Origin of the sequence: Streptomyces sp. CB02980, from assembly GCF_014451325.2 — a bacterium.
Lineage (GTDB): Bacteria > Actinomycetota > Actinomycetes > Streptomycetales > Streptomycetaceae > Streptomyces.
The window spans coordinates 33458-53891 of sequence record NZ_JACSCH020000010.1 but is presented as its reverse complement, the minus strand read 5'-3'; the positions used below and the strand labels follow the sequence as shown (position 1 = coordinate 53891).

Below are 20434 nucleotides of genomic sequence, written 5' to 3'. Positions count from 1 at the left end.
CGGGGCCTGCGCGGCCCGGCCTCAGACGGGCGTCACGCCTCGCGGGCGCCCTCGTACATGGCCTCGATGACATCGGCGTACTCCCGCTCCACGACGGGCCGCTTGACCTTGAGGCTCGGGGTGAGTTCGCCGTGCTCGATGTCGAGGTCACGCGGCAGGACCGCGAACTTCTTGATCGTCTGCCACCGCTGCAGATCGCCGTTCACGCGCCGGACGAAGCCGTCGATCAGCGCGTGCACCTCCGGCGAGGAGACGACCTCCGCGTAGCTGCGCCCTTCGAGGCCCTGCGACACCGCCCAGGGCATGATCACGCTCTCTTCGACTGTGATCAGGGCGGTGCAGTAGTTGCGGTTGTTGCCGATGACCAGGATGTTGCTGGCAAACGGGCAGACGGCCTTGAACCGGCTCTCGATCTCGGTGGGCGCGATGTACTTGCCGCCCGAGGTCTTGAACAGGTCCTTCTTGCGGTCGGTGATCCGGACGAAGCCGTCCTTGTCGATCTCGCCGATGTCGCCGGTGTGGAACCAGCCGTCGCTCTCCAGCACTTCGGCGGTCTTCTCCGGGAGGTTGTGGTACCCGCGCATGACACCGGGGCCCTTCAGGAGAATCTCCCCGTCCTCGGCGACGCGGACCTCGGTGCCGGGCAGGGGCCTGCCGACCGTGCCCACCCGGAAGTCCTCGACGGGGTTGACCGTGACGGCCGCGCTCGTCTCCGTCAGGCCGTAGCCCTCCAGCACGGGAACGCCCGCGCCGGCGAAGAAGTAGCCGATGTCGGAGGCGAGTGCGGCACTGCCCGAGGCACTGCCGCGGAGTTCGCCGCCGAAGGCCGCCCGGATCTTGCCGTACACGAGTCTGTCGGCCACGGCGTGCTGCACGGAGAGCCACAGCGGCAGCGTGCGCCGTCCCGTCGCCACCATGGTCTCCTGCCCGGTCCTGGCGTAGTCGCGGGCGACCTGCGCCGCCCACAGGAAGATCTTGTGCTTGGCACCGCCCTCGGCCTTCGACCTGGCGGCGATCCCGTTGTAGACCTTCTCGAAGATCCTCGGTGCGGACGCCATCACGGTGGGCCGGACGGCGGGCAGGTTGGTGATGATGCGGTCGATGCGGCCGTCCACCGCGATCACGCTGCCGGTCTTCACCTGACCGGCGATCAGGGCGTTGCCGAAGACGTGGGACAGCGGCAGCCACAGGAACTGCACGTCGTCGGGGAGCAGCAGCCCGCTGACCTCCTGCGCGACCGCCTGGTAGGACCAGCAGTCGTGCACCAGGCGCACGCCCTTCGGGCGGCCGGTCGTGCCGGAGGTGTAGATGAGGGTGGCGAGCTGGTCAGGCCGGATGGCCCCGACCGCCGTGTCGATCGCGTCCGGATGCTCCTGCAGGTGCGCGGTGCCCCGCTTCTCCAGCTCGGCGAGGGTCAGCACGTCCAGCCCCTCCACCTGGGGCATGTCCGCCTCCGGGTCGAAGACGACGACGGTGTCGAGCCCGGGCAGGTCCTCCGTGTGGGCGGCCACCTTGGCCAGTTGCTCGGCGTTCTCGACGAAGATCGCCCGGCTGCCGGAGTCGGCGAGGATGTACGCCGTCTCCTCGGCGTTGGTGCTCGGGTAGACGGCGGTCGCGGCGACGCCGGCGCACATCATGCCCAGGTCGGCGAGGATCCACTCGACCCGTGTCGAGGAGGAGATGGCCACTCGCTCCTCGGGCCGCAGCCCGAGGGTGAGCAGACCGGCCGCGATCGCCGTCACGCGCTCCGCGGTCTGGGCCCATGTCAGCGAGCGCCACTCCTCGGCGCCCGCGGCGCCGTGCTCGGCCGCCACGGGGTGGCGGTAGGCCTCCCGGTCGGGCGTGGCCTCGACCCTTGAGAGGAAGATGTGCGCCACCGACTGCGGGCGACTTTCAAGAAGGTGCTGCGCGGAACTCATCTCAACCCCCCGGGACCGGACGGCCCGTCAATGATTCATTGACCGGCCGGTAACTTGCGAGCTGTGGCGAGGCTAGGCGGAAACGCGCCGGTGCGTAAGGGAGCAGGCGAAGAAAGGTACGGCGTCAGCGGGTATTCGGGGAGGCGGAGGAGCCGGGGGGCTTGGGGGACTCGGAGGAGTCAGGGGGCTCGGGGGCATCCGGCGGCGACAAGGCGTCCACCAACGGGTGCTGTGTGCCGAAGGTGTTGTGGATCCAGAACGCCGGCCGCGGGCCCTTCCAGAAGAACTCCAGCGAGTCGCCCACGCGGGCGATGAGTTCCAGGTTCGCCCCCGGACCGCCGTCCTGCCCGCCGTAGGTGCTCTGGATCATGGTCACCGCCGTGACCTCGAGGTCCTCCGCCAGGAAGTACGGCATGGTCCACGGCAGACCGGCGACGCCGTTCCGGCGACGGAGGAACACCATCCCGCCGTCCGCCGCGGGGCAGGCCAGCAGCAGGTCTCCGGGCTCCGTGGTGCGGTCCTGGACAAGGACCGGGTTGCCCGTCGCCCCACGGACGATCGGGTCCGCGAGCTCCTGCCAGTCGGTCGGTTCCCCGGTCTCGTTCCAGAGGAACCGCAGCTCGTCCCCCGTCCTCGCCACGACGTCCAGGCTGCTCCGACCGTCCCCGGCATCACTCTCCACCATGCCCACCGCCGCGAACTCGCCCCTTCCCCGGGCGACCATGTAGGGAGTGGTCCATGGATAGCCCTCGACGTCGTTCCTGCGGCGCATGACCATCAGGCCACCGCCCGCGGCCGGACACACGAGGTGGAAGTCGCCCGGATCGCCGTGCCTGGTCTGGAGAAGGGCCGGGTTGCCCACGGCCCGATCGGCGATGGGCGTCGGCGCCGCGTGCCAGTCGGTGGGCTCCTCGCTGTCATTCCAGAGGAATCGCAGCTTCTCCCCCGTCCTGGCGACGACTTCGAGGCTGCTCCTGCCCTCGCCGAGCCTGCTCTCGACCATCCCGACCGCGTCGACGGGCCCGAGACCGGGCTCGATGGGGCAGGGCGGACCCCAGGGGACGCCGGGAACGCTGTTCCTCCGGCGCATGGAGACGAGCCCGCTCCGCGGCCCGGGAAAGACGAGCTCGAAGTCGCTGGGGGTGTACTTCCCCGGCCGGGCGGTGGTGCTGCCGCCAGGCCACTTCTGGATCAGTACCGGATTTCCGTGGATCCGTGTGCTCTTGGAGGCCTGGACCGCGATGAGTCGCTCCTCGTCGAGTCGCACGCCCTCGACGGCCCTCTCGTAGGTCGGCGCGTCCTCCATCCCGACGTCGAACAGTCGGATGTCCTTGTCGTCGCGCACGTACAGCACGGGCGTCGCCCACTCGAGGCTGTTCTCGTCCTGCAACAGCATGGCGACACGCCCTTGGTGCACGGCCATGTCGATGGGCCGGCCGAGGCCGACCAGCGCCTGGTAGAAGTAGCGGGAGAACGCGACCGCCGCCTTGTCGGTCACCGCGAACTGCATGGCGACCACGGCCGGGACGAATTGCAGGAGCGCCGCGGCCACACTGGAGAAGAGCTCGTCGTGGCTGCCCTTCCCCGTCTCGCACCCGTTGAGAACCACAAGCTGTGGTTTCAGGGGCGCCTGTTGGATGGCCCTGCCCACGGAATCGCCGCTGATCAGTTGCTTGTGGCCGAGCTCGTCGCTGAAGATGAGGGCGCCTGCACCACGCTCGGAGTCGTACTCACCATGGCCGATGTAATGGAGCACGTGGCATCCACCGTCCTTCCCCGTGAACTCGTTCATCAGGGAAATCCAGTTGACCGCGTTGATCCACCGCCGTTCGGCGATCTTCGGCTCGGTGAGCCGGTTCAGGCTGTCCCGTAGATTTCGCTTCTCGTCGGCGACTTTCAGGGCTCTTTCGAACGGAGGCGCGGACACGATTCCGGTGACACGGACTGGATGGCGCGTCGGAGGCGGCCCGAGCGGCCGTCGGGGCAGGTCGACACAGCGTACGACCTCGTCCTCCAGGCAGAGAAAGCCGAAATCCTGACTGTGAATCAACTCCCACGGCAGCGTGGTCAGTTCCGGGGCGTCCATGCGGAGCATCATCCGCAGGTTCTCTCCACGTGCGGCGGCCCGCCTACGCCGGTCGGCGTAGAGACCACCCACCTCGCCGGGGAAGAGAGCTCCGAACAGCTCGTCGCCGATCGCGGCCGCGGACCGGCCCCGCAGGGCGACGGCGGTCTTCGGTGATCCGCTCCTCATCGAATGGGGCTGAGAATCGTCCTGGAGTATCCCGGACCGCTCACGGATGCTCTCCACGTTCAACGAGACATCACGAACGCTGACAGGGGGTGAAGTTCCTGACGTCGCAGTGACGGAATACTGACCTTCGCCGCCGGATATTTCCAGTGTAAATGTGTTGCGTTCCACCACTTCGCCCACCTCTTCGGTGTCGAGCAGCTGGGCAGGAACGAGATCAACTCTACCCCCGCTCCCCCGGCCCGTAGAAGGAGCCCGGGGGCGCGGCCGAGTGCGCCCGGCGCAATGGACAGAGGTTTCCGAGGGCCGCAAGCTGGAAGAGGACGCATATTCCTGTTCCAGACGCCCAGGCTCACGCCGGCGCCTGTGAGATGCCCGTCAGATGCCCAGGAGGCGTGCGTGATGGAGGGCTCACTGGTATTCGTGCATGGCACGGGGGTTCGCGAGGGGCTTGAAGACACACTCAAGAAGGTGCGCGCGGGCGTGAAGACTCTGCCCCTGTCCCCGACATCGGTATTCGGCCCCGAGTGGGGTAAGGAGATCGGCCCTGCCGACCTCGATGTGACACCCATATTGCCCACATCGTCGGAGAGTACTCGTGCCGCAGCGGACGGAGAGGCTCCCGACGACCACGCCACCGAGGTGGCCGCCTGGGGACTTCTCATCGACGATCCCCTGCTCGAGCTTCGGTTGCTCGCTGCCGCACCGCCCGCGGAGACGGACCTCGTGATCGACGAGGAATCAGCGGAAGTCGAGCTGCAACAGCTGCTCGACGATGCCGAGGTGGCCCCGACGGCGCTTGATGCCGCAGGGGTCGACGACGAGGAGCTGCGCTCGGCCATCGCCTTCGTACGTGACTCAGAGGCCCTGCTCGGCGCCGTACAAGCGGTCGGAGAGGCCAGTGACGAGGAGCTGCTCGACTCCGTCGCCCAGGCCGTCGTCGCGACCGTCCTGCACGCTCAGCGGACCGCCGTTCCTCCACGGCTGTCGCCCGTCGCGCTCTCCGGCGAACAGCGAGCGGCCTTCGTCGAATCGGTCTACGTCGCGTTGTCCGAGGCCCTCACCAGGAGTTTCTTCACACGGGGGATCTGGAAGACGCTCGGACCTCTGGCGGTGCGCATCGGAAACGCCAAGGTCAGGGAGAACCGGGCGAAAATCATGGACCCGTTCTCCGACTTCATCCGCGACGTGGCGTTCTACATACGTCGTGGGGACAGAGTCCGGGAGCATCTCGCGAAGTTCATCTCGGACCTGCCGGCGAACGGACCCGTCGTCGTCGTGGGGCACAGCCTCGGGGGGATCGCCATGGTGGATCTGATGTCCGGAGACAACGCCCCGCACGTCGATCTGCTGGTGACCGTCGGATCGCAGGCGCCCTATCTGTACCTTCTGGACTCCCTCGTGTCGATGCGGCCCGACAGCGACCCGCCGGCTCATCCCTTCACTCCTTGGCTGAACATCTACAGCCCGGCGGACTTCCTTTCGTTCCGCGCGGCTCCCGCGTTCCCGGGGGTGGACGGAATCGTCGACGAGGAGGTCGACGCCGGTGTGCCCTTCCCGGAATCGCACAGCGCCTACTGGTCCCATGAGGAGACGTACTCCTTGATCGGACAGCATTGGCCATGACAAGCACCTACCAGGACAGCTGGGCCCTGGTCGTCGGAATCGACGCGTACGACGATCCGAAGATCAAAGATCTCGGCGGCGCGGTGCGGGATGCGTGCGAAGCAGTGAACTGGCTGCGGAACGCGGGAGTTCCGGATGATCACATCCTCCTGCACGCCCAGCCGACGGAGGCGAGCCGGCCGCTGCTCGAATCGCTGGGACCTGGAGTTCCCTGGAACGAGGCGACGGCACAGGCCATCACAGCGTCGGTCTCCAGACTGCACGCGCTGAGCGGAACCCACCTGTTCGTGTTCCTCGTCGGGCACGGCATCTACGAACCGGCTACGAAGAGACTCTTCATCACCAAAGAGGCCTCGCTCGGAAAATTCGGCGTCCTCTCCAATCTGGCCGTCGACGCGTACATCGACTTGTTCCTCTCCATGGCGTTCCCGGAACAGTTGCTGGTCATGGACGGTTGCCAGAACCTGCCGTACAGCGCGAGCCGACGTTCCAGAGTCGTGGCCGGCATGCCTTTCACGGGCTTCACCGCCAAGGCCGGGAACACTCTGGTCTTCTGCTTCGCGTGCCAGCAGGGCGAGCGAGCGGTGGAGGTCGAGGGCCGGGGCCTCTTCCTTTCGAGCCTGCTCGCGGCCATCGACTCACGAAATCCGTCCCCCGATGTTCTCCATCTGGACTTCGCCAGCGGTGACGTCAGCATCGACCTGCGCAAGGCGGTGACCGAGGTCGTCGGGCCGCCGGTGGCGGAGACCGCGTGGGCCCAGCGTCCCCGCATCCGTCAGGAGCCCGGGGTGCAGGTGTACGGCGCCGGTACGGCACAGAACGTGTGGCGGCTCCATCTGCCACCGACCCCGGCAGCGCGCCTTTCCATAGCCGTGAAGCCGGCCTCGGCCGCGCGGGATGTGGAAGCGATCCTCGTCCAGGTCGAGGCTCCGCCCTACTGGAGGCGAGTGGCTCCAGTGCCGCCGAGCAAGGCGGTGCCGGTGCCCTTCGAGAATCGGCTCCCCCATGCGACAGACCTGAGCGTGGTGTGCCGGTTGAAGAGCCACGCCCCGTGGCGCAAACCGGCCGAACGTCGAGTGCGTATCGACGACAAGGACCGCGAGGTCGTCTTCTCGCTGCGGCCGGAGCCGATCGAGGAGGACGCCCGCAGATCCACGTGGGCGGCGAGGCGCGACGACACCGAGTGGGTGTTCGTAGAAGGTGTCGACGCCGCCGGTCGGAACACCGGCGAGAACGCGCTGGACACTCCATCGGAATCGCCGAGAGGGATCGAGGTCACGAGGGAGGACGGGGGGCTGTTCATCTCCGCACGGTACGACGACCGGGAGCGGCTCGCGCGATACGCGTCGCACATCGCCGCCACTGTCGCTTCCGTCGCACCGGAAGGTGTGTCGGCGACGATCCGCGGATCGTCGGCGTTCCGCAGAACCGCCCTTCGGCTCGTGCTCCCGGACGGAGGTCCTGGGGCCTTGGTCGGTTCTCTCGTGGAGACCCCCTGCGTCACCGTGGGGCAGGTGACAAGAACCGTCCAGGAGATCGAGGAGGACCCGCTGGTCGATGTACAGCCCGGCCATGTCGAGGTGCGAGTCGACCTCCCTTGGGGGTCCTGGTCCGACGTGGTCGAGGTGTTCGAGGGGATCGAGAAGGACGTACGCCTGCCTGCAACCGTCGGGAACGGCCTCGTGCCCCTCCGCGTGGGCATCCGCGCCGACGTCTGGAAGGAGCTTCCGCGGTATTCCGTTCTCGGCTTCGGCGCTCGCCCCACGGAAGCGGTGCTCCACGGGGATCACGTCGGCGCGACCTCGCCGCAGGCCCTGCCCGGATCCGTCGGCTGGCTCCTCACCGCGCATCCGGCGGAATCCACCTGGGGGACCCGTGTGTCCCTGACCGGCACTGGCGTGACGTTCCCCCTGCACCCCAAGCTCCCCCTGGCGCTCGACGGCACGGACGGCGCCGCCCGGGTGGAACCGCTCTCGCCACTCCCCGTCGCAGATTGGGACGAGCTGGTGTCGCTCGGGCGTCTGAGCGGGCACGATCCCCAGCGTCTCCTGCAGGCGGACCGGGCCTGGGCACCCGACCCGGTGCTGACCCTGGCCCGCGCCTACGCCTGCTACGCCGCCGGTGCGGACACGTACACCCGAGGCCTCCTCGGGCTTCTGCAGGCTCGGGGCGCCGACATCTGCGACATGGCCGTGCTGGAGCGTGCAACGGCACTCCGAGCAGGCAGTTCCGTATCGCAGGCCGCCCGCTCCGCACTGGCCCCCTGGGCCGAGGCGGAGACCGTACCGGTCCTGCGGTGGGGCGTGGCCCCCGCCATCGTCCTGGCCGAGGAGCTGGACCTTCGCGGGTGGCGCAAGCGCTTGGAGACCGTCGAGGCTTCGCTGTCGCCGAATTCCGTCTGGACCGTGTGGCGCACGCCGTGACACCCCCGCTCCGCCTCGCCCCGGCAGGTCCGTAGCGCACAGCTGCCGGCAGCGCACAGGCCGTCGCCATCCGGAGCGGTCCCACGGGATCGAACTTACGATGGGCGGGAGCCGGCGTCGGCAGCCCGCCGTGCCGGCCCTCCGAGGCGAGCAGGGCGGAGACGCATGGCACAGGTCACCGACGCGGCACGGACCGTCATCCTGACGGTGGACGACGACCCGGGAGTGTCCCGCGCCATCGCCCGCGACCTGCGGCGTCGCTACGGCGGCGGCTACCGGATCGTGCGCGCCGAGTCCGGCGATTCCGCCCTCGGCGCGCTCCGCGAGCTGAAGCTGCGGGGCGACCTCGTCGCCGTGATCCTCGCCGACTACCGCATGCCGCAGATGAACGGCATCGAATTCCTCGAACAGGCCCTCGGCGTGTACCCGGGGGCCCGGCGCGTCCTGCTGACCGCCTACGCCGACACCAACGCGGCCATCGACGCGATCAACGTCGTCGACCTCGACCACTACCTGCTCAAGCCCTGGGACCCGCCGGAGGAGAAGCTCTACCCCGTCGTGGACGACCTTCTCACGGCCTGGCGCGCCAGTGACTACCGGCCGGTGCCCGCGACCAAGGTGGTCGGTCACCGCTGGTCGGCACGGTCCTCGTACGTCCGCGAGTTCCTGGCCCGCAACCAGGTGCCGTACCGCTGGTACTCCTCCGACGAGCCCGAGGGCCGGCGTCTCCTCGACGCGGCCGGGGCCGACGGGCGCCGACTGCCCCTGGTGATCACGCCGGACGGCTCGGTACTGGTCGAGCCGGACGCGCCCGAGCTGGCCGCCCGGGTGGGGCTCGCGACGACGCCGGCCGCCGACTTCTACGACCTCGTCGTCATCGGCGGCGGCCCGGCCGGGCTCGGCTCGGCGGTGTACGGGGCCTCCGAGGGGCTGCGGACCGTGCTGGTCGAGCGTTCGGCGACCGGCGGGCAGGCCGGCCAGAGCTCCCGGATCGAGAACTACCTCGGCTTCCCGGACGGCGTCTCCGGCGGGCAGCTCACCGAACGCGCCCGCCGCCAGGCCACCCGCTTCGGTGCCGAGATCCTGACGGCGCGCGAGGTCACGGGTCTGGAGGTGAACGGCGCGGCCCGCGTCGTCCGTTTCTCGGACGGCACGGAGGTCGCCGCCCACAGCGTCATCCTCGCGACCGGGGTGTCCTACCGGCAGCTCCTGGCACCGGGTTGCGAGGACCTGACCGGACGCGGTGTGTACTACGGCTCCTCCCTCACCGAGGCGTCCTCCTGCGAGGACCAGGACGTGTACATCGTCGGCGGCGCGAACTCCGCCGGGCAGGCCGCGGTGTTCCTGGCGCGGGGCGCGAAGTCGGTGACCCTGCTCGTGCGCGGGGAGTCGCTGGCGGCGTCGATGTCGTACTACCTGATCCAGCAGATCGAGGAGGCGCCGAACATCACCGTGCGGCCCAGGACGGTCGTCGAGGCGGCGCACGGCGAGGAGCACCTGGAACGGCTGACCCTGCGGGACGCCGTGACCGGCGCGACCGAAGTCGTGGACGCCCAGTGGATGTTCGTCTTCATCGGGGCGGCCCCGCTCACCGACTGGCTCGGCGGGACGGTGCTGCGCGACGAGCACGGCTTCATCCTGGCGGGGCCGGACCTCACGCCGGACGGGCGGCCACCGGCCGAGTGGGCCCTCGACCGGCCGCCGTACCACCTGGAGACGAACGTTCCCGGCGTGTTCGTGGCGGGCGACGCGCGCGCCCAGTCCGCGAAACGCGTCGCCTCGGCCGTGGGCGAGGGAGCCATGGCCGTGATGCTCGTCCACCGGTATCTGGAGCAGTCATGAGCGGACAGGACACGGACGGCCGGACCACGGACGGCCAGGACGCGGACGGCCGGAGCGAGGGCGGCGCGGACGCGGGTGGCGAGGTCATGCCCTGTGACCAGCACGAGATCGGCTCGCTGTTCCTGTTCGAGAAGCTCTCCCCCGAGCAACTCTCCCGGCTGTGCGCCGAGGGACGGGTGGAACGGTTCGGGGCCGGCCCCGTCTACACCGAGGGCGACCCGGCCACCTGCTTCTACGTGATGATCGAGGGAACCGTCGTCCTGTCCCGCCGGGTCGGCGGCGACGACGTGGAGGTGAGCCGCACCTCGCAGCGGGGTGTGTACGCGGGGGCCATGCAGGCGTATCTCGGCGACCGGGTGCCCCAGACGTACAACAACTCCATGCGGGTGACCGAGCCCACCCGGTTCTTCGTCATGCCCGCGCAGTCGTTCGCGGACATCATGGCCGAGTGGTTCCCGATGGCGGTGCACCTCCTCGAAGGGCTGTTCTTCGGCTCCAAGAACACCCAGCGCGCCATCGGCCAGCGTGAACGGCTCCTCGCTCTCGGCTCGTTGTCGGCCGGACTCACCCACGAGCTCAACAACCCGGCCGCGGCGGCCGTCCGGGCCACGGCGGCGCTCCGGGAGCGGGTCGGCAAGATGCGGCACAAGCTGTCCGTCATCGCCAAGGGCCCCTACTCCCGGGAGGCGCTCGCCGACCTCATCGAGATCCAGGAACGCACCGCGGAACGGGTCGCCAAGGCGCCGGTGCTGAGCCCGCTGGAGGCGTCCGACCGGGAGGACGAGCTCGCCGACTGGCTGGAGGACCACGGCATCCCGGAGGGCTGGCGCATCGCGCCCACCTTCGTCCAGGCCGGTCTGGACACGGACTGGCTGGAACAGGTGGCGGCGACCGTGGCCGACGACGTGCTGCCGGGGGCCGTCGGCTGGCTCAACTACACGGTCGAGACGGAGCTGTTGATGGACGAGATCGACGACTCGACCAACCGCATCTCCCACCTGGTGGACGCGGCCAAGCAGTACGCGCAGCTCGACCGCGCCCCGCACCGTGAGGTCGACGTCCACGAACTCCTCGACAGCACGCTCCTGATGCTGTCCGGCAAGATCGGCCCCCGGGTGCGCGTCGTCAAGGACTACGACCGTTCCCTGCCCGATGTGCCCGCCTATCCGGCGGAGCTGAACCAGGTGTGGACCAACCTCATCGACAACGCGGTGTCCGCCATCGGGAGCGACGGCGGCGACGGCACCCTGACGGTCCGTACGGCCCGGGAGGGCGACCGGCTGCTCGTGGAGTTCCGCGACACGGGCCCCGGCGTCCCCGAGGAGATCCGCAGCCGCATCTTCGACCCCTTCTTCACGACCAAGCCGGTCGGCGAGGGCACCGGTCTCGGCCTCGACATCTCCTGGCGGATCGTCGTGAGCAAGCACCACGGAAGCCTCCAGGTCGAGTCCGTCCCGGGCGACACGCGGTTCCAGGTCCTGCTGCCGCTGACCGCCCCCGCGCCGGATTCCGAGCCCGAAACCGGTTCCGACTCCATCGCCCGCACCGGCGTCGCCACCGACACCACCGAGGAGCACGCATGACCGAGATCGACGGAATCGACCCCAGCGTCCCGCCCAGCGGCCCCGGCTGCGGGGACTGCGACACGGTGGGCGGCTGGTGGTTCCACCTGCGGCGCTGCGCACAGTGCGGTCACATCGGCTGCTGCGACTCCTCCCCGGCCCAGCACGCCACCGCGCACTGGAAGTCCACCGGGCATCCCCTCGTCCAGAGCTACGAGCCGGGCGAGAGCTGGTTCTGGAACTACGCCACGGACGACCTGTACGACGCCGGCCCCGCACTGGCCCCGCCGGACGGCCACCCTGCCGACCAGCCTGCCCCGGGCCCGGCCGCCCGCGTCCCACAGGACTGGCAGCAGCACCTCCACCGCTGAGGGCCGCCGACGCCCGTCCGTCCGGCAACCGTCCGGCAACCGTCCGGCAAGCGGCCGACCCACGGGTGGCCGAAGTGCGCCCGTCGCGTTCCGGTATGCGGTCAGGGGTGTGCGGTCGGCGTTCGTCCGCCTAAGGTGGCCGTGCAGCTGGTTCGCCCCGTCCGCCAGGCGGGATGCGTCGTAAGAGGGAACCCGGTGGGAATCCGGGACTGCCCCGCAGCGGTGAGCGGGAACGACCGCCGTCATACGCACTGGGCCCGGACGGGTCTGGGAAGCGACGGCCAGTAGGTGTCCTCCGGTCGCATCCGGAGAGCGTGCCCGCGAGTCCGAAGACCTGCCCGTTGCCCGCGCGCGGACCATTCCGTGTGCGGAGATCCCGGTGACCTCGTGGGCGGGTCGGCGCGCATATCGAGCGGCACGTGCGGCATCCCCGCATCGTGGTCCGCTGGTCTGTCCGTTCCTTCGCGTCCGCGTCCCGTCTCCGGGGCGCTCAGGACACATCTCGCGAAGGAGAGTTCCGTGACACCGAAGCCCGCGGCCGCGGCAGCACGAGCCACCGTGTACGGGTACCCCCGCCAGGGGGAGAACCGCGAACTGAAGAAGGCCGTCGAGGGGTACTGGAAGGGCCGCGTCGACGCCGGCGCGCTCCGGGAGACCGCGGCCGAGCTGCGCCGGTCGAGCTGGCGGCAGCTGACCGAGGCCGGCCTCCACGAGGTGCCGACCGGCGACTTCTCGTACTACGACCACGTCCTGGACACCAGCGTGATGGTGGGCGCCGTCCCCGACCGGCACCGTGCGGCCGTCGAGGCGGACGCGCTCGACGGGTACTTCGCGATGGCCCGCGGCACCCAGGACGTCGCGCCGCTGGAGATGACCAAGTGGTTCGACACGAACTACCACTACCTGGTGCCCGAACTCGGACCCGACACCGTCTTCACCGCCGACTCCCGCAAGCAGGTCGCCGAGCTGAAGGAGGCCCTCGCGCTCGGCCACTCCGCCCGCCCGGTGCTCGTGGGCCCCGTCACCTACCTGCTGCTCGCCAAGCCCGCGCAGGGTGTGGCCCCGGACTTCGAGCCGCTGACCCTGCTGGACCGGCTGCTGCCGGTGTACGCGGAGGTGCTCGCCGATCTCCGCGCGGCCGGGGCCGAGTGGGTGCAGCTGGACGAGCCCGCGCTGGTCCAGGACCGGACCCCGGCCGAGCTCAACGCCGCCGCCCGTACCTACCGCGACCTGGGCGGCGCCACCGACCGTCCGAAGCTGCTCGTCGCCTCCTATTTCGGGCGGCTCGGAGACGCTCTGGGCGTGCTGGCCAAGGCACCGGTCGAAGGGCTCGCCCTCGACTTCACGGAATCGGGCGCCGCCAACCTGGAAGACCTCGCCGCCGTCGGCGGGCTGCCCGGCAAGCGCCTGGTGGCGGGCGTCGTCAACGGACGCAACATCTGGATCAACGACTACCAGAAGTCCCTGGGGACCCTCGGTACGCTCCTCGGGCTCGCCGATCAGGTGGACGTCGCCGCCTCCTGCTCCCTTCTGCACGTGCCGCTGGACGCGGCCGCCGAGCGGGGCATCGATCCGCAGATCGCCCGCTGGCTCGCCTTCGCCCGGCAGAAGACCGCGGAGATCGCCGTCCTGGCGCGCGGGCTCGCCCAGGGCACGGACGGCATCACGGCGGAACTCGCCGCGAACCGCGCCGACCTGGCATCCCGCACCGGCTCCGCCCTCACCCGGGACCCCGCCGTGCGGGCCCGTGCCGCCGCCGTCACCGACGCCGACGGGCGGCGCTCGCAGCCCTACGCGGTGCGGACCGCGGCCCAGCGGGCCCAACTGGGCCTTCCGCTGCTGCCGACGACGACCATCGGTTCGTTCCCGCAGACGAGCGAGCTGCGCGTCGCGCGGGCCGATCTGCGGGCCGGCCGGATCGACGCCGCCGGTTACGAGGAGCGGATCAAGGACGAGATCCGCGAGGTCCTCTCCTTCCAGGAGAAGACGGGGATCGACGTCCTGGTGCACGGCGAGCCCGAACGCAACGACATGGTGCAGTACTTCGCCGAGCAGCTCACCGGCTACCTGGCTACCGAGCACGGCTGGGTCCAGTCGTACGGCACCCGCTACGTCCGGCCCCCGGTCCTGGCCGGGGACATCTCCCGCCCCGACCCGATGACCGTGCGCTGGACGACGTACTCCCAGGCGCAGACCTCGAAGCCGGTCAAGGGCATGCTGACCGGTCCGGTGACCATGCTCGCCTGGTCCTTCGTACGGGACGACCAGCCGCTCGGGGACACCGCGCGGCAGGTGGCGCTCGCCCTGCGCGACGAGGTCAACGACCTGGAGGCGGCCGGGACTCCGGTGATCCAGGTCGACGAACCGGCCCTGCGCGAGACGCTGCCGCTGCGGGCCGCCGAGCACGCCGCCTATCTGGCCTGGGCCACGGAGTCCTTCCGCCTCACCACCAGCGGTGTGCGGCCGGACACCCAGATCCACACCCACATGTGCTACGCCGAGTTCGGGGACATCGTCCGGGCGATCGACGACCTCGACGCGGACGTCATCAGCCTGGAGGCGGCCCGCTCCCACATGCAGGTCGCCGACGAACTCGCCGAGCACGGCTATCCGCGCGAGGCCGGCCCCGGCGTCTGGGACATCCACTCCCCGCGCGTCCCCGGCACCGGGGAGGCGGCCGCCCTCCTCCGCAAGGGCCTCGAGGCCATCCCCGCCGAGCGCCTGTGGGTCAACCCCGACTGCGGTCTGAAGACCCGTGGCTGGCCCGAGACCCGGGCCTCGCTGGAGAACCTCGTCGCAGCCGCCCGTGAGGTGCGCGCGGAACTGGCCTCCGAGAGGTCCTGATCCCGTGGGTCCTGGCCGGGCGCCGACGGCGCCCGGCCAGGACACGCATCCGACCGTCAGCGGTGGGTGAAGTCGGGGCGCCGCTTGTCCACGAAGGCGGACATGCCCTCCTTCTGGTCGGCCGTCGCGAACACCGCGTGGAACAGCCGGCGTTCGAAGCGGACGCCCTCGGCCAGGGTGGTCTCGAAGGCCCGGTCGACGGCCTCCTTGGCCATCATGGCGACCGGCTTCGACATCCCGGCGACGGTCTCGGCGACCGCGAGGGCCTCCGGGAGGAGGGTGTCGGCCGGGACGACACGGGAGACCAGACCGGCCCGTTCGGCCTCGACGGCGTCCATGGTGCGGCCCGTCAGGCAGAGTTCCATGGCCTTGGCCTTGCCGACCGCGCGGGTGAGCCGCTGGGAGCCGCCGATGCCCGGGATCACGCCCAGCTTGATCTCGGGCTGGCCGAAGACGGCCGTGTCGGAGGCGAGGAGGATGTCGCAGAGCATGGCCAGCTCGCAGCCGCCGCCCAGGGCGTAGCCGGAGACGGCCGCGACGGTGGGCGTGCGGAGGTTGCCGAGCCGGTCCCAGGCGGTGAACCAGTCGGTGAGGTACATGTCCATGTACCCCTGGGGCTGCATCTCCTTGATGTCCGCGCCGGCCGCGAAGGCCTTCGGGGAGCCGGTGAGGACGATGCAGCCGATGTCCGGGTCCCGGTCGAGGGCCTCGGTGGCGGCCACGACCTCGTGCATGACCTGGAGGTTGAGGGCGTTGAGCGCTTTCGGCCGGTTCAGCGTGAGCAGCGCGGTGCGGCCGCCCGTACGCTCGACGGTGATCGTTTCGTAGTCGGTCCCGGTCATGCGGTGGTCGTTCCCTTCGGTGCTTCCGCGGCCGTGTCGCGGAGGACGTGGACGATGCCGGAGAAGTCCTGGGCCGCGCCGTCGCCCGCCGCGAAGGCGGCGTACAGCTCGGCGGCGCGCGCGCCGAGCCCGGCGTCGATTCCGGCGGTGCGCAGGGCGTCGGCGGCGAGTCCCAGGTCCTTGGCCATGAGCGGGGCCGCGAACCCGGGGCGGTAGTCCCGGTTGGCCGGGCTCGCCGGAACGGGCCCGGGGACGGGGCAGTTGGTGGTGAGCGCCCAGCACTGACCGGAGGCGGTGGAGGCGACGTCGTAGAGCGCCTGGTGCGAAAGACCGAGGCTCTCACCGAGGACGAAGGCCTCGCTGACGGCGATCATCGAGATGCCGAGGATCATGTTGTTGCAGATCTTGGCGGCCTGGCCGGCGCCCGCGTCTCCGCAGTGCACGACCCTCCTGCCCATGACGGCCAGCAGCGGTTCCGCCCGGGCGAACTCCGCCTCTCCCCCGCCGGCCATGAAGGTGAGGGTGGCGGACTCGGCGCCCACCACCCCGCCGGAGACGGGGGCGTCCAGGGCGCGGTGCCCGGCGGCGGCCGCCGCCTCGTGGGCGGCGCGCGCGTCGGCGACGTCGATGGTGGAGCAGTCGATGAACAGCGTGCCCGGCCTCGCGGCCGCGAGGAGGCCCTGGTCCCCGTAGAGGGCGAGGACATGGCGTCCCGCGGGCAGCATGGTGATGACCACGTCCGCGACGGCGGCGGCCGCGACGGCGGACTCCGCCGCCTCCACCCCGGTCGCGGAGGCGGTGGCCAGCGCCTCGGGGACGAGATCGAAGCCGAGGACGCGGTGGCCGGCGGCGACCAGGTTGGCGGCCATCGGGCCGCCCATGCGGCCGAGGCCGACGAAGGCGATGACGGTGGTCACCAGGGCACCTCCTGGAACGAGTCGGTGACGGCGGGAAGCCGCAGTTCGCGGTCGGCGCCGAGTGGGGCGAAGTACCGCGCCACGTCCTCTCCGGTGACGTCGGCGAGGGCGGCGGGCGACCAGCGGGGATCGCGGTCCTTGTCGATGACCTGGGCCCGGATGCCCTCGACCAGGTCGGGCGCGGTCAGCGCCGCGCACGAGACCCGGTACTCCTGTTCGAGGACCCGCTCCAGCGGGCCGAGCCCACGGGCCCGGCGCAAGGCGGTCAGCGTGACCTTGAGGGAGGTCGGGGACTTGGCGGCCAGAGTGGCGGCCGCCTCCTTGGCGGCCGGCACGCCGCTCGTGAGGAGCCGGTCCACGATCTGCTCGACCGTGTCGGCGGCGTAGCAGTGGTCGATCCAGTCGCGGTGGGAGGCCAGTCGCCCGGGCGGCGCCTGCCCGACGTGTGCCGCCAGGGCGTCGTGCACGGACGCCCGCGCGAGCCCTGCCGTCAACCGGTCGAGCCGCTCGGACGGTACGAAGTGGTCGGCGAGGCCGCAGAGCAGGGCGTCGGCGGCGCCGACGGCCGTCCCGGTCAGGGCCAGGTGGGTGCCCAGCTCGCCGGGCGCCAGCGCGAGGAGGTAGGTGCCGCCGACGTCGGGGACGAAGCCGATTCCCGTCTCGGGCATGGCGACGCGGGAACGTTCGGTGACGATCCGTACGGTGCCGTGGGCCGAGACGCCGACGCCCCCGCCCATCACGATGCCGTCCATGAGGGCGACGTACGGCTTGGGGTAGCGGGCGATCAGGGCGTTGAGCCGGTACTCGTCCCGCCAGAAGCCGGCGGATTCCGTACCGCCGGCCCGGGCGTCCTCGTAGATGGCGCGGATGTCGCCGCCCGCGCACAGTCCGCGTTCCCCGGCCCCGGAGATCACGACCGCCTCGACGGCGGGATCGTCCCGCCAGGCGGTGAGGGCCTCCTCGATCCGCAGCACCATGCCATGACTGAGCGCGTTCAGGGCCTCGGGGCGATTGAGGATCAGCCGGCCCGTCCGCCCTTCGACACGGACGACGACCTGCTCGTCGCCGGTCGGGTCGCTCCCGGTCGGCTCGTTCCCGGTCGGCTCGCTCCCGGTCGCGTGGTCGCCGGTCATCGCAGGTGCTCCGTCAGGCCGCGGGCGACGATGACGTTCATGATCTCGTTGGTTCCTTCCAGGATCCGGTGGACCCGCAGGTCCCGGACGATCTTCTCGATGCCGTACTCGCTCAAGTAGCCGTAGCCGCCGTGGAGTTGCAGCGCCCGGTCGGCGACGGAGAACCCGGTGTCGGTGGCGAACCGCTTGGCCATGGCGCAGAGCTGGACCGCCTGCGGGTCGCCCCGGTCGAGGGCCTCGGCGGCCTGCCGTACCAGCGCGCGGGCGGCCGTCAGTTCGGTGGCCATGTCGGCCAGCCGGAACTGCAGGGCCTGGGCGTCGAGCAGCCGTGCGCCGAAGGCCTCGCGGTCGGCGAGGTGGGTGAGGCTGCGGTCGAGTGCGCTTCGGGCGCCGCCGAGGGAGCAGGCGGCGATGCCGAGGCGGCCTCCGTTGAGACCGTGCATGGCGATGCGGAAGCCCTCGCCCTCGGCGCCGAGGCGCCGGTCGGCGGGGATCCGCACGCCGTCGAGGACCACCTGGCGGGTGGGCTGGGCGTTCCAGCCCATCTTGCGTTCGTCGGCGCCGAAGGAGACTCCCGGGTCGCCGCGTTCGACGACGAAGGCGGAGATCCCGCGGGGGCCGTCCCCACCGGTGCGGGCGAGGACGATGTACACGTCGGAGACACCGGCGCCGGAGATGAACTGCTTCACTCCGGTCAGGACGTAGTGCCCGCCGTCCTGTTCGGCGCGGGAGCGCAGCGCGGCGGCGTCCGAGCCCGCGCCGGGTTCGGTGAGGCAGTAACTGCCCAGGGTCTCGGCGGAGCAGAGGCCGGGCAGCCACCGGGCACGCTGGGCGGGGTCTCCGTACCGGTCGATCATCCAGGCGACCATGTTGTGGATGGAGAGGTAGCCGGCGATGGAGGGGCAGCCGGTCGCCAGGGTCTCGAAGACGAGGACCCCGTCGGCCCGGGTGAGTCCGGAACCGCCGTGCTCCTCCCGTACGTAGACGCCGCCGAGGCCGAGCGCGGCGGCCCCGCGGATGACGTCGACGGGGAAGTGCTTGTCCTGGTCCCAGGCCACGGCGTGCGGGGCGAGCTGCTCCTGGGCGAAGTCCAGGGTGACTTCGGCGAGGGCGAGCTGGTCCTCGGTGAGGGTGGTCACGGCGCTCATCCCATCGTCGGGATGGTGAAGCTCGCGCCCTCCTTGACCCCGGAGGGCCAGCGCGAGGTGACGGTCTTGGTCCGGGTGTAGAAGCGGATGGCGTCGGGGCCGTGCTGGTTCAGGTCGCCGAAGCCGGAGCGCTTCCAGCCGCCGAAGGTGTGGTACGCCACGGGGACCGGGATGGGGACGTTGACGCCGACCATGCCGGTGTTGACGCGGCGGGTGAAGTCGCGGGCGGTGTCTCCGTCACGGGTGAAGATCGCCACGCCGTTGCCGTACGGGTGCTCGCTGGGCAGCCGCAGGGCCTCCTCGTAGTCGGCGGCCCGTACGACGCACAGGACGGGGCCGAAGATCTCCTCCTGGTGGATCCGCATCGAGGGGGTGACCCGGTCGAAGAGCGAGGGCCCGGCGAAGAATCCGGCCTCATGACCGGGAAGGGTGAACTCCCGCCCGTCCACGACGAGTTCGGCTCCCTCGTCGACACCGATGCCGACGTAGCGGTTCACCCGGTCCAGGGCGTCGCGGCTCACGAGGGGACCGAAGTCCGCGTCCGGGTCGTCGGAGGTGCCGATGCGCAGGCCCGCGATGCGCTCCTTCAGCTTCGCCACGAGGGCGTCGGCGGTCTCCTCCCCCACCGGGACGGCGACGGAGATGGCCATGCAGCGCTCGCCGGCGGAGCCGTAGCCGGCGCCGATCAGCGCGTCGGCGGCCTGGTCGAGGTCGGCGTCGGGCATCACGATCATGTGGTTCTTGGCGCCGCCGAAGCACTGGGCGCGCTTGCCGTGCGCGGCGGCGGTGGCGTAGATGTGCGCGGCGATCGGGGTGGAGCCGACGAAGCCGAGGGCCTGGACGCGGGGGTCTTCGAGGAGGGTGTCGACGGCTTCCCTGCCGCCGTTGACGACGTTGAACACGCCGGGCGGGAGACCGGCCTCAAGGAACAGCTCGGCGAGCCGCAGGGGTACGGAGGGATCGCGCTCGGACGGCTTGAGGATGAACGCGTTACCGCATGCCAGGGCTGGTGCGGCTTTCCACAGCGGGATCATCGCGGGGAAGTTGAAGGGGGTGATCCCGGCGACGACGCCCAGCGGGCTGCGGAGCGAGTGCACGTCGATGCCGGTGCCCGCGTTGTCGGTGAACTCGCCCTTGAGGAGGTGCGGGATCCCGGCGGCGAACTCGACCACCTCCAGGCCGCGTTGCAGGTCGCCGTGGGCGTCGGCGACGGTCTTGCCGTGTTCGGCGGAGAGCAGCCGGGCGAGGGAGTCCCGTTCGCCCTCGACGAGTTGGAGGAAGCGCAGCAGGACGCGTGCGCGTCGCTGCGGATTCCACCGGCCCCACTCCTGCTGGGCCGCCTCGGCGTCGGCGATCGCCGTCTCGGTGTCGGCGCGCCCGGCCAGGGGGACCCTGGCCTGGACGGCGCCGGTGTTGGGGTCGTACACGTCGGCGAAGAGACCGGAGGTGCCGGTGGTGTGCTTTCCGCCGATGAAATGGGTGAGTTCGCGGACCATCGAAGCCTGCTCTCGTCAGGTGAGGATCCGAGGAGGGCGCGGCGAGGACCGCGAGCACGG

At 70.7% G+C, this 20434-nt stretch carries 13 protein-coding genes and 1 riboswitch; of the genes, 6 read left to right on the top strand and 7 right to left on the bottom strand.

The features are described 5' to 3' along the window. Positions 1-32: 32 nt before the first annotated feature. Both E0F75_RS21485 and E0F75_RS21480 read right to left on the bottom strand, forming a co-directional pair. Entirely contained in the window at positions 33-1919 is a 1887-nt protein-coding gene (locus tag E0F75_RS21485; RefSeq protein WP_187624181.1) for a long-chain fatty acid--CoA ligase, read from the bottom strand. Between the two features lie 124 nt (positions 1920-2043). Then, positions 2044-4344, bottom strand: a complete 2301-nt coding sequence (locus tag E0F75_RS21480; protein ID WP_187624180.1) for a CHAT domain-containing protein — start codon at positions 4342-4344, stop codon at positions 2044-2046. Between the two features lie 225 nt (positions 4345-4569). Between E0F75_RS21480 and E0F75_RS21475 the strand changes: the two genes are divergently transcribed. The 6 genes from E0F75_RS21475 (at position 4570) to metE (ending at position 14838) form a co-directional block, all read left to right on the top strand. Continuing rightward, complete coding sequence (locus E0F75_RS21475) at positions 4570-5796, top strand: hypothetical protein (protein ID WP_187624179.1); 1227 nt, start codon at positions 4570-4572, stop codon at positions 5794-5796. After that, positions 5793-8219: a hypothetical protein gene (locus E0F75_RS21470; protein WP_187624178.1), complete on the top strand. Its 2427-nt coding sequence runs from the start codon at positions 5793-5795 to the stop codon at positions 8217-8219. Before E0F75_RS21475 ends, E0F75_RS21470 begins: the two co-directional genes overlap by 4 nt. Before the next feature lie 165 nt (positions 8220-8384). Then, positions 8385-10061, top strand: a complete 1677-nt coding sequence (locus tag E0F75_RS21465) for an FAD-dependent oxidoreductase (RefSeq protein ID WP_187624177.1) — start codon at positions 8385-8387, stop codon at positions 10059-10061. Between the two features lie 86 nt (positions 10062-10147). Further along, positions 10148-11644 (top strand): ATP-binding protein, encoded by a 1497-nt coding sequence (locus E0F75_RS21460; RefSeq protein WP_187624371.1) that lies wholly within the window; start codon positions 10148-10150, stop codon positions 11642-11644. Then, positions 11641-11994, top strand: a complete 354-nt coding sequence (locus E0F75_RS21455; RefSeq protein WP_187624176.1) for a UBP-type zinc finger domain-containing protein — start codon at positions 11641-11643, stop codon at positions 11992-11994. The genes E0F75_RS21460 and E0F75_RS21455 overlap by 4 nt, the downstream gene beginning before the upstream one ends. A 131-nt stretch (positions 11995-12125) precedes the next feature. Further along, positions 12126-12351, top strand: a riboswitch (cobalamin riboswitch). Between the two features lie 162 nt (positions 12352-12513). Next, positions 12514-14838, top strand: coding sequence for a 5-methyltetrahydropteroyltriglutamate--homocysteine S-methyltransferase (metE, locus tag E0F75_RS21450; protein WP_187624175.1), 2325 nt, complete (start codon positions 12514-12516; stop codon positions 14836-14838). 56 nt (positions 14839-14894) lie between these two features. Here the strand turns inward: metE and E0F75_RS21445 are convergent, their stop codons facing one another. Genes E0F75_RS21445 through E0F75_RS21425 form a run of 5 tightly spaced genes read right to left on the bottom strand, consistent with a single transcriptional unit; the run spans position 14895 to position 20374 of the window. Continuing rightward, complete coding sequence (locus tag E0F75_RS21445) at positions 14895-15680, bottom strand: enoyl-CoA hydratase (RefSeq protein ID WP_187624174.1); 786 nt, start codon at positions 15678-15680, stop codon at positions 14895-14897. Beyond that, positions 15677-16597 carry a 3-hydroxyisobutyrate dehydrogenase gene (mmsB, locus tag E0F75_RS21440; RefSeq protein ID WP_187624173.1) on the bottom strand — a complete coding sequence of 307 codons (921 nt, stop codon included), beginning with the start codon at positions 16595-16597 and terminating at the stop codon, positions 15677-15679. Before mmsB ends, E0F75_RS21445 begins: the two co-directional genes overlap by 4 nt. Next, a complete protein-coding gene (locus E0F75_RS21435) occupies positions 16594-17730 on the bottom strand; it encodes an enoyl-CoA hydratase/isomerase family protein (protein ID WP_187624172.1) in 1137 nt (378 codons plus the stop codon). Before E0F75_RS21435 ends, mmsB begins: the two co-directional genes overlap by 4 nt. After that, entirely contained in the window at positions 17727-18878 is a 1152-nt protein-coding gene (locus tag E0F75_RS21430; protein ID WP_187624171.1) for an acyl-CoA dehydrogenase family protein, read from the bottom strand. The genes E0F75_RS21435 and E0F75_RS21430 overlap by 4 nt, the downstream gene beginning before the upstream one ends. Further along, positions 18875-20374, bottom strand: coding sequence for a CoA-acylating methylmalonate-semialdehyde dehydrogenase (locus tag E0F75_RS21425; protein ID WP_187624170.1), 1500 nt, complete (start codon positions 20372-20374; stop codon positions 18875-18877). The genes E0F75_RS21430 and E0F75_RS21425 overlap by 4 nt, the downstream gene beginning before the upstream one ends. Positions 20375-20434: the final 60 nt, after the last annotated feature.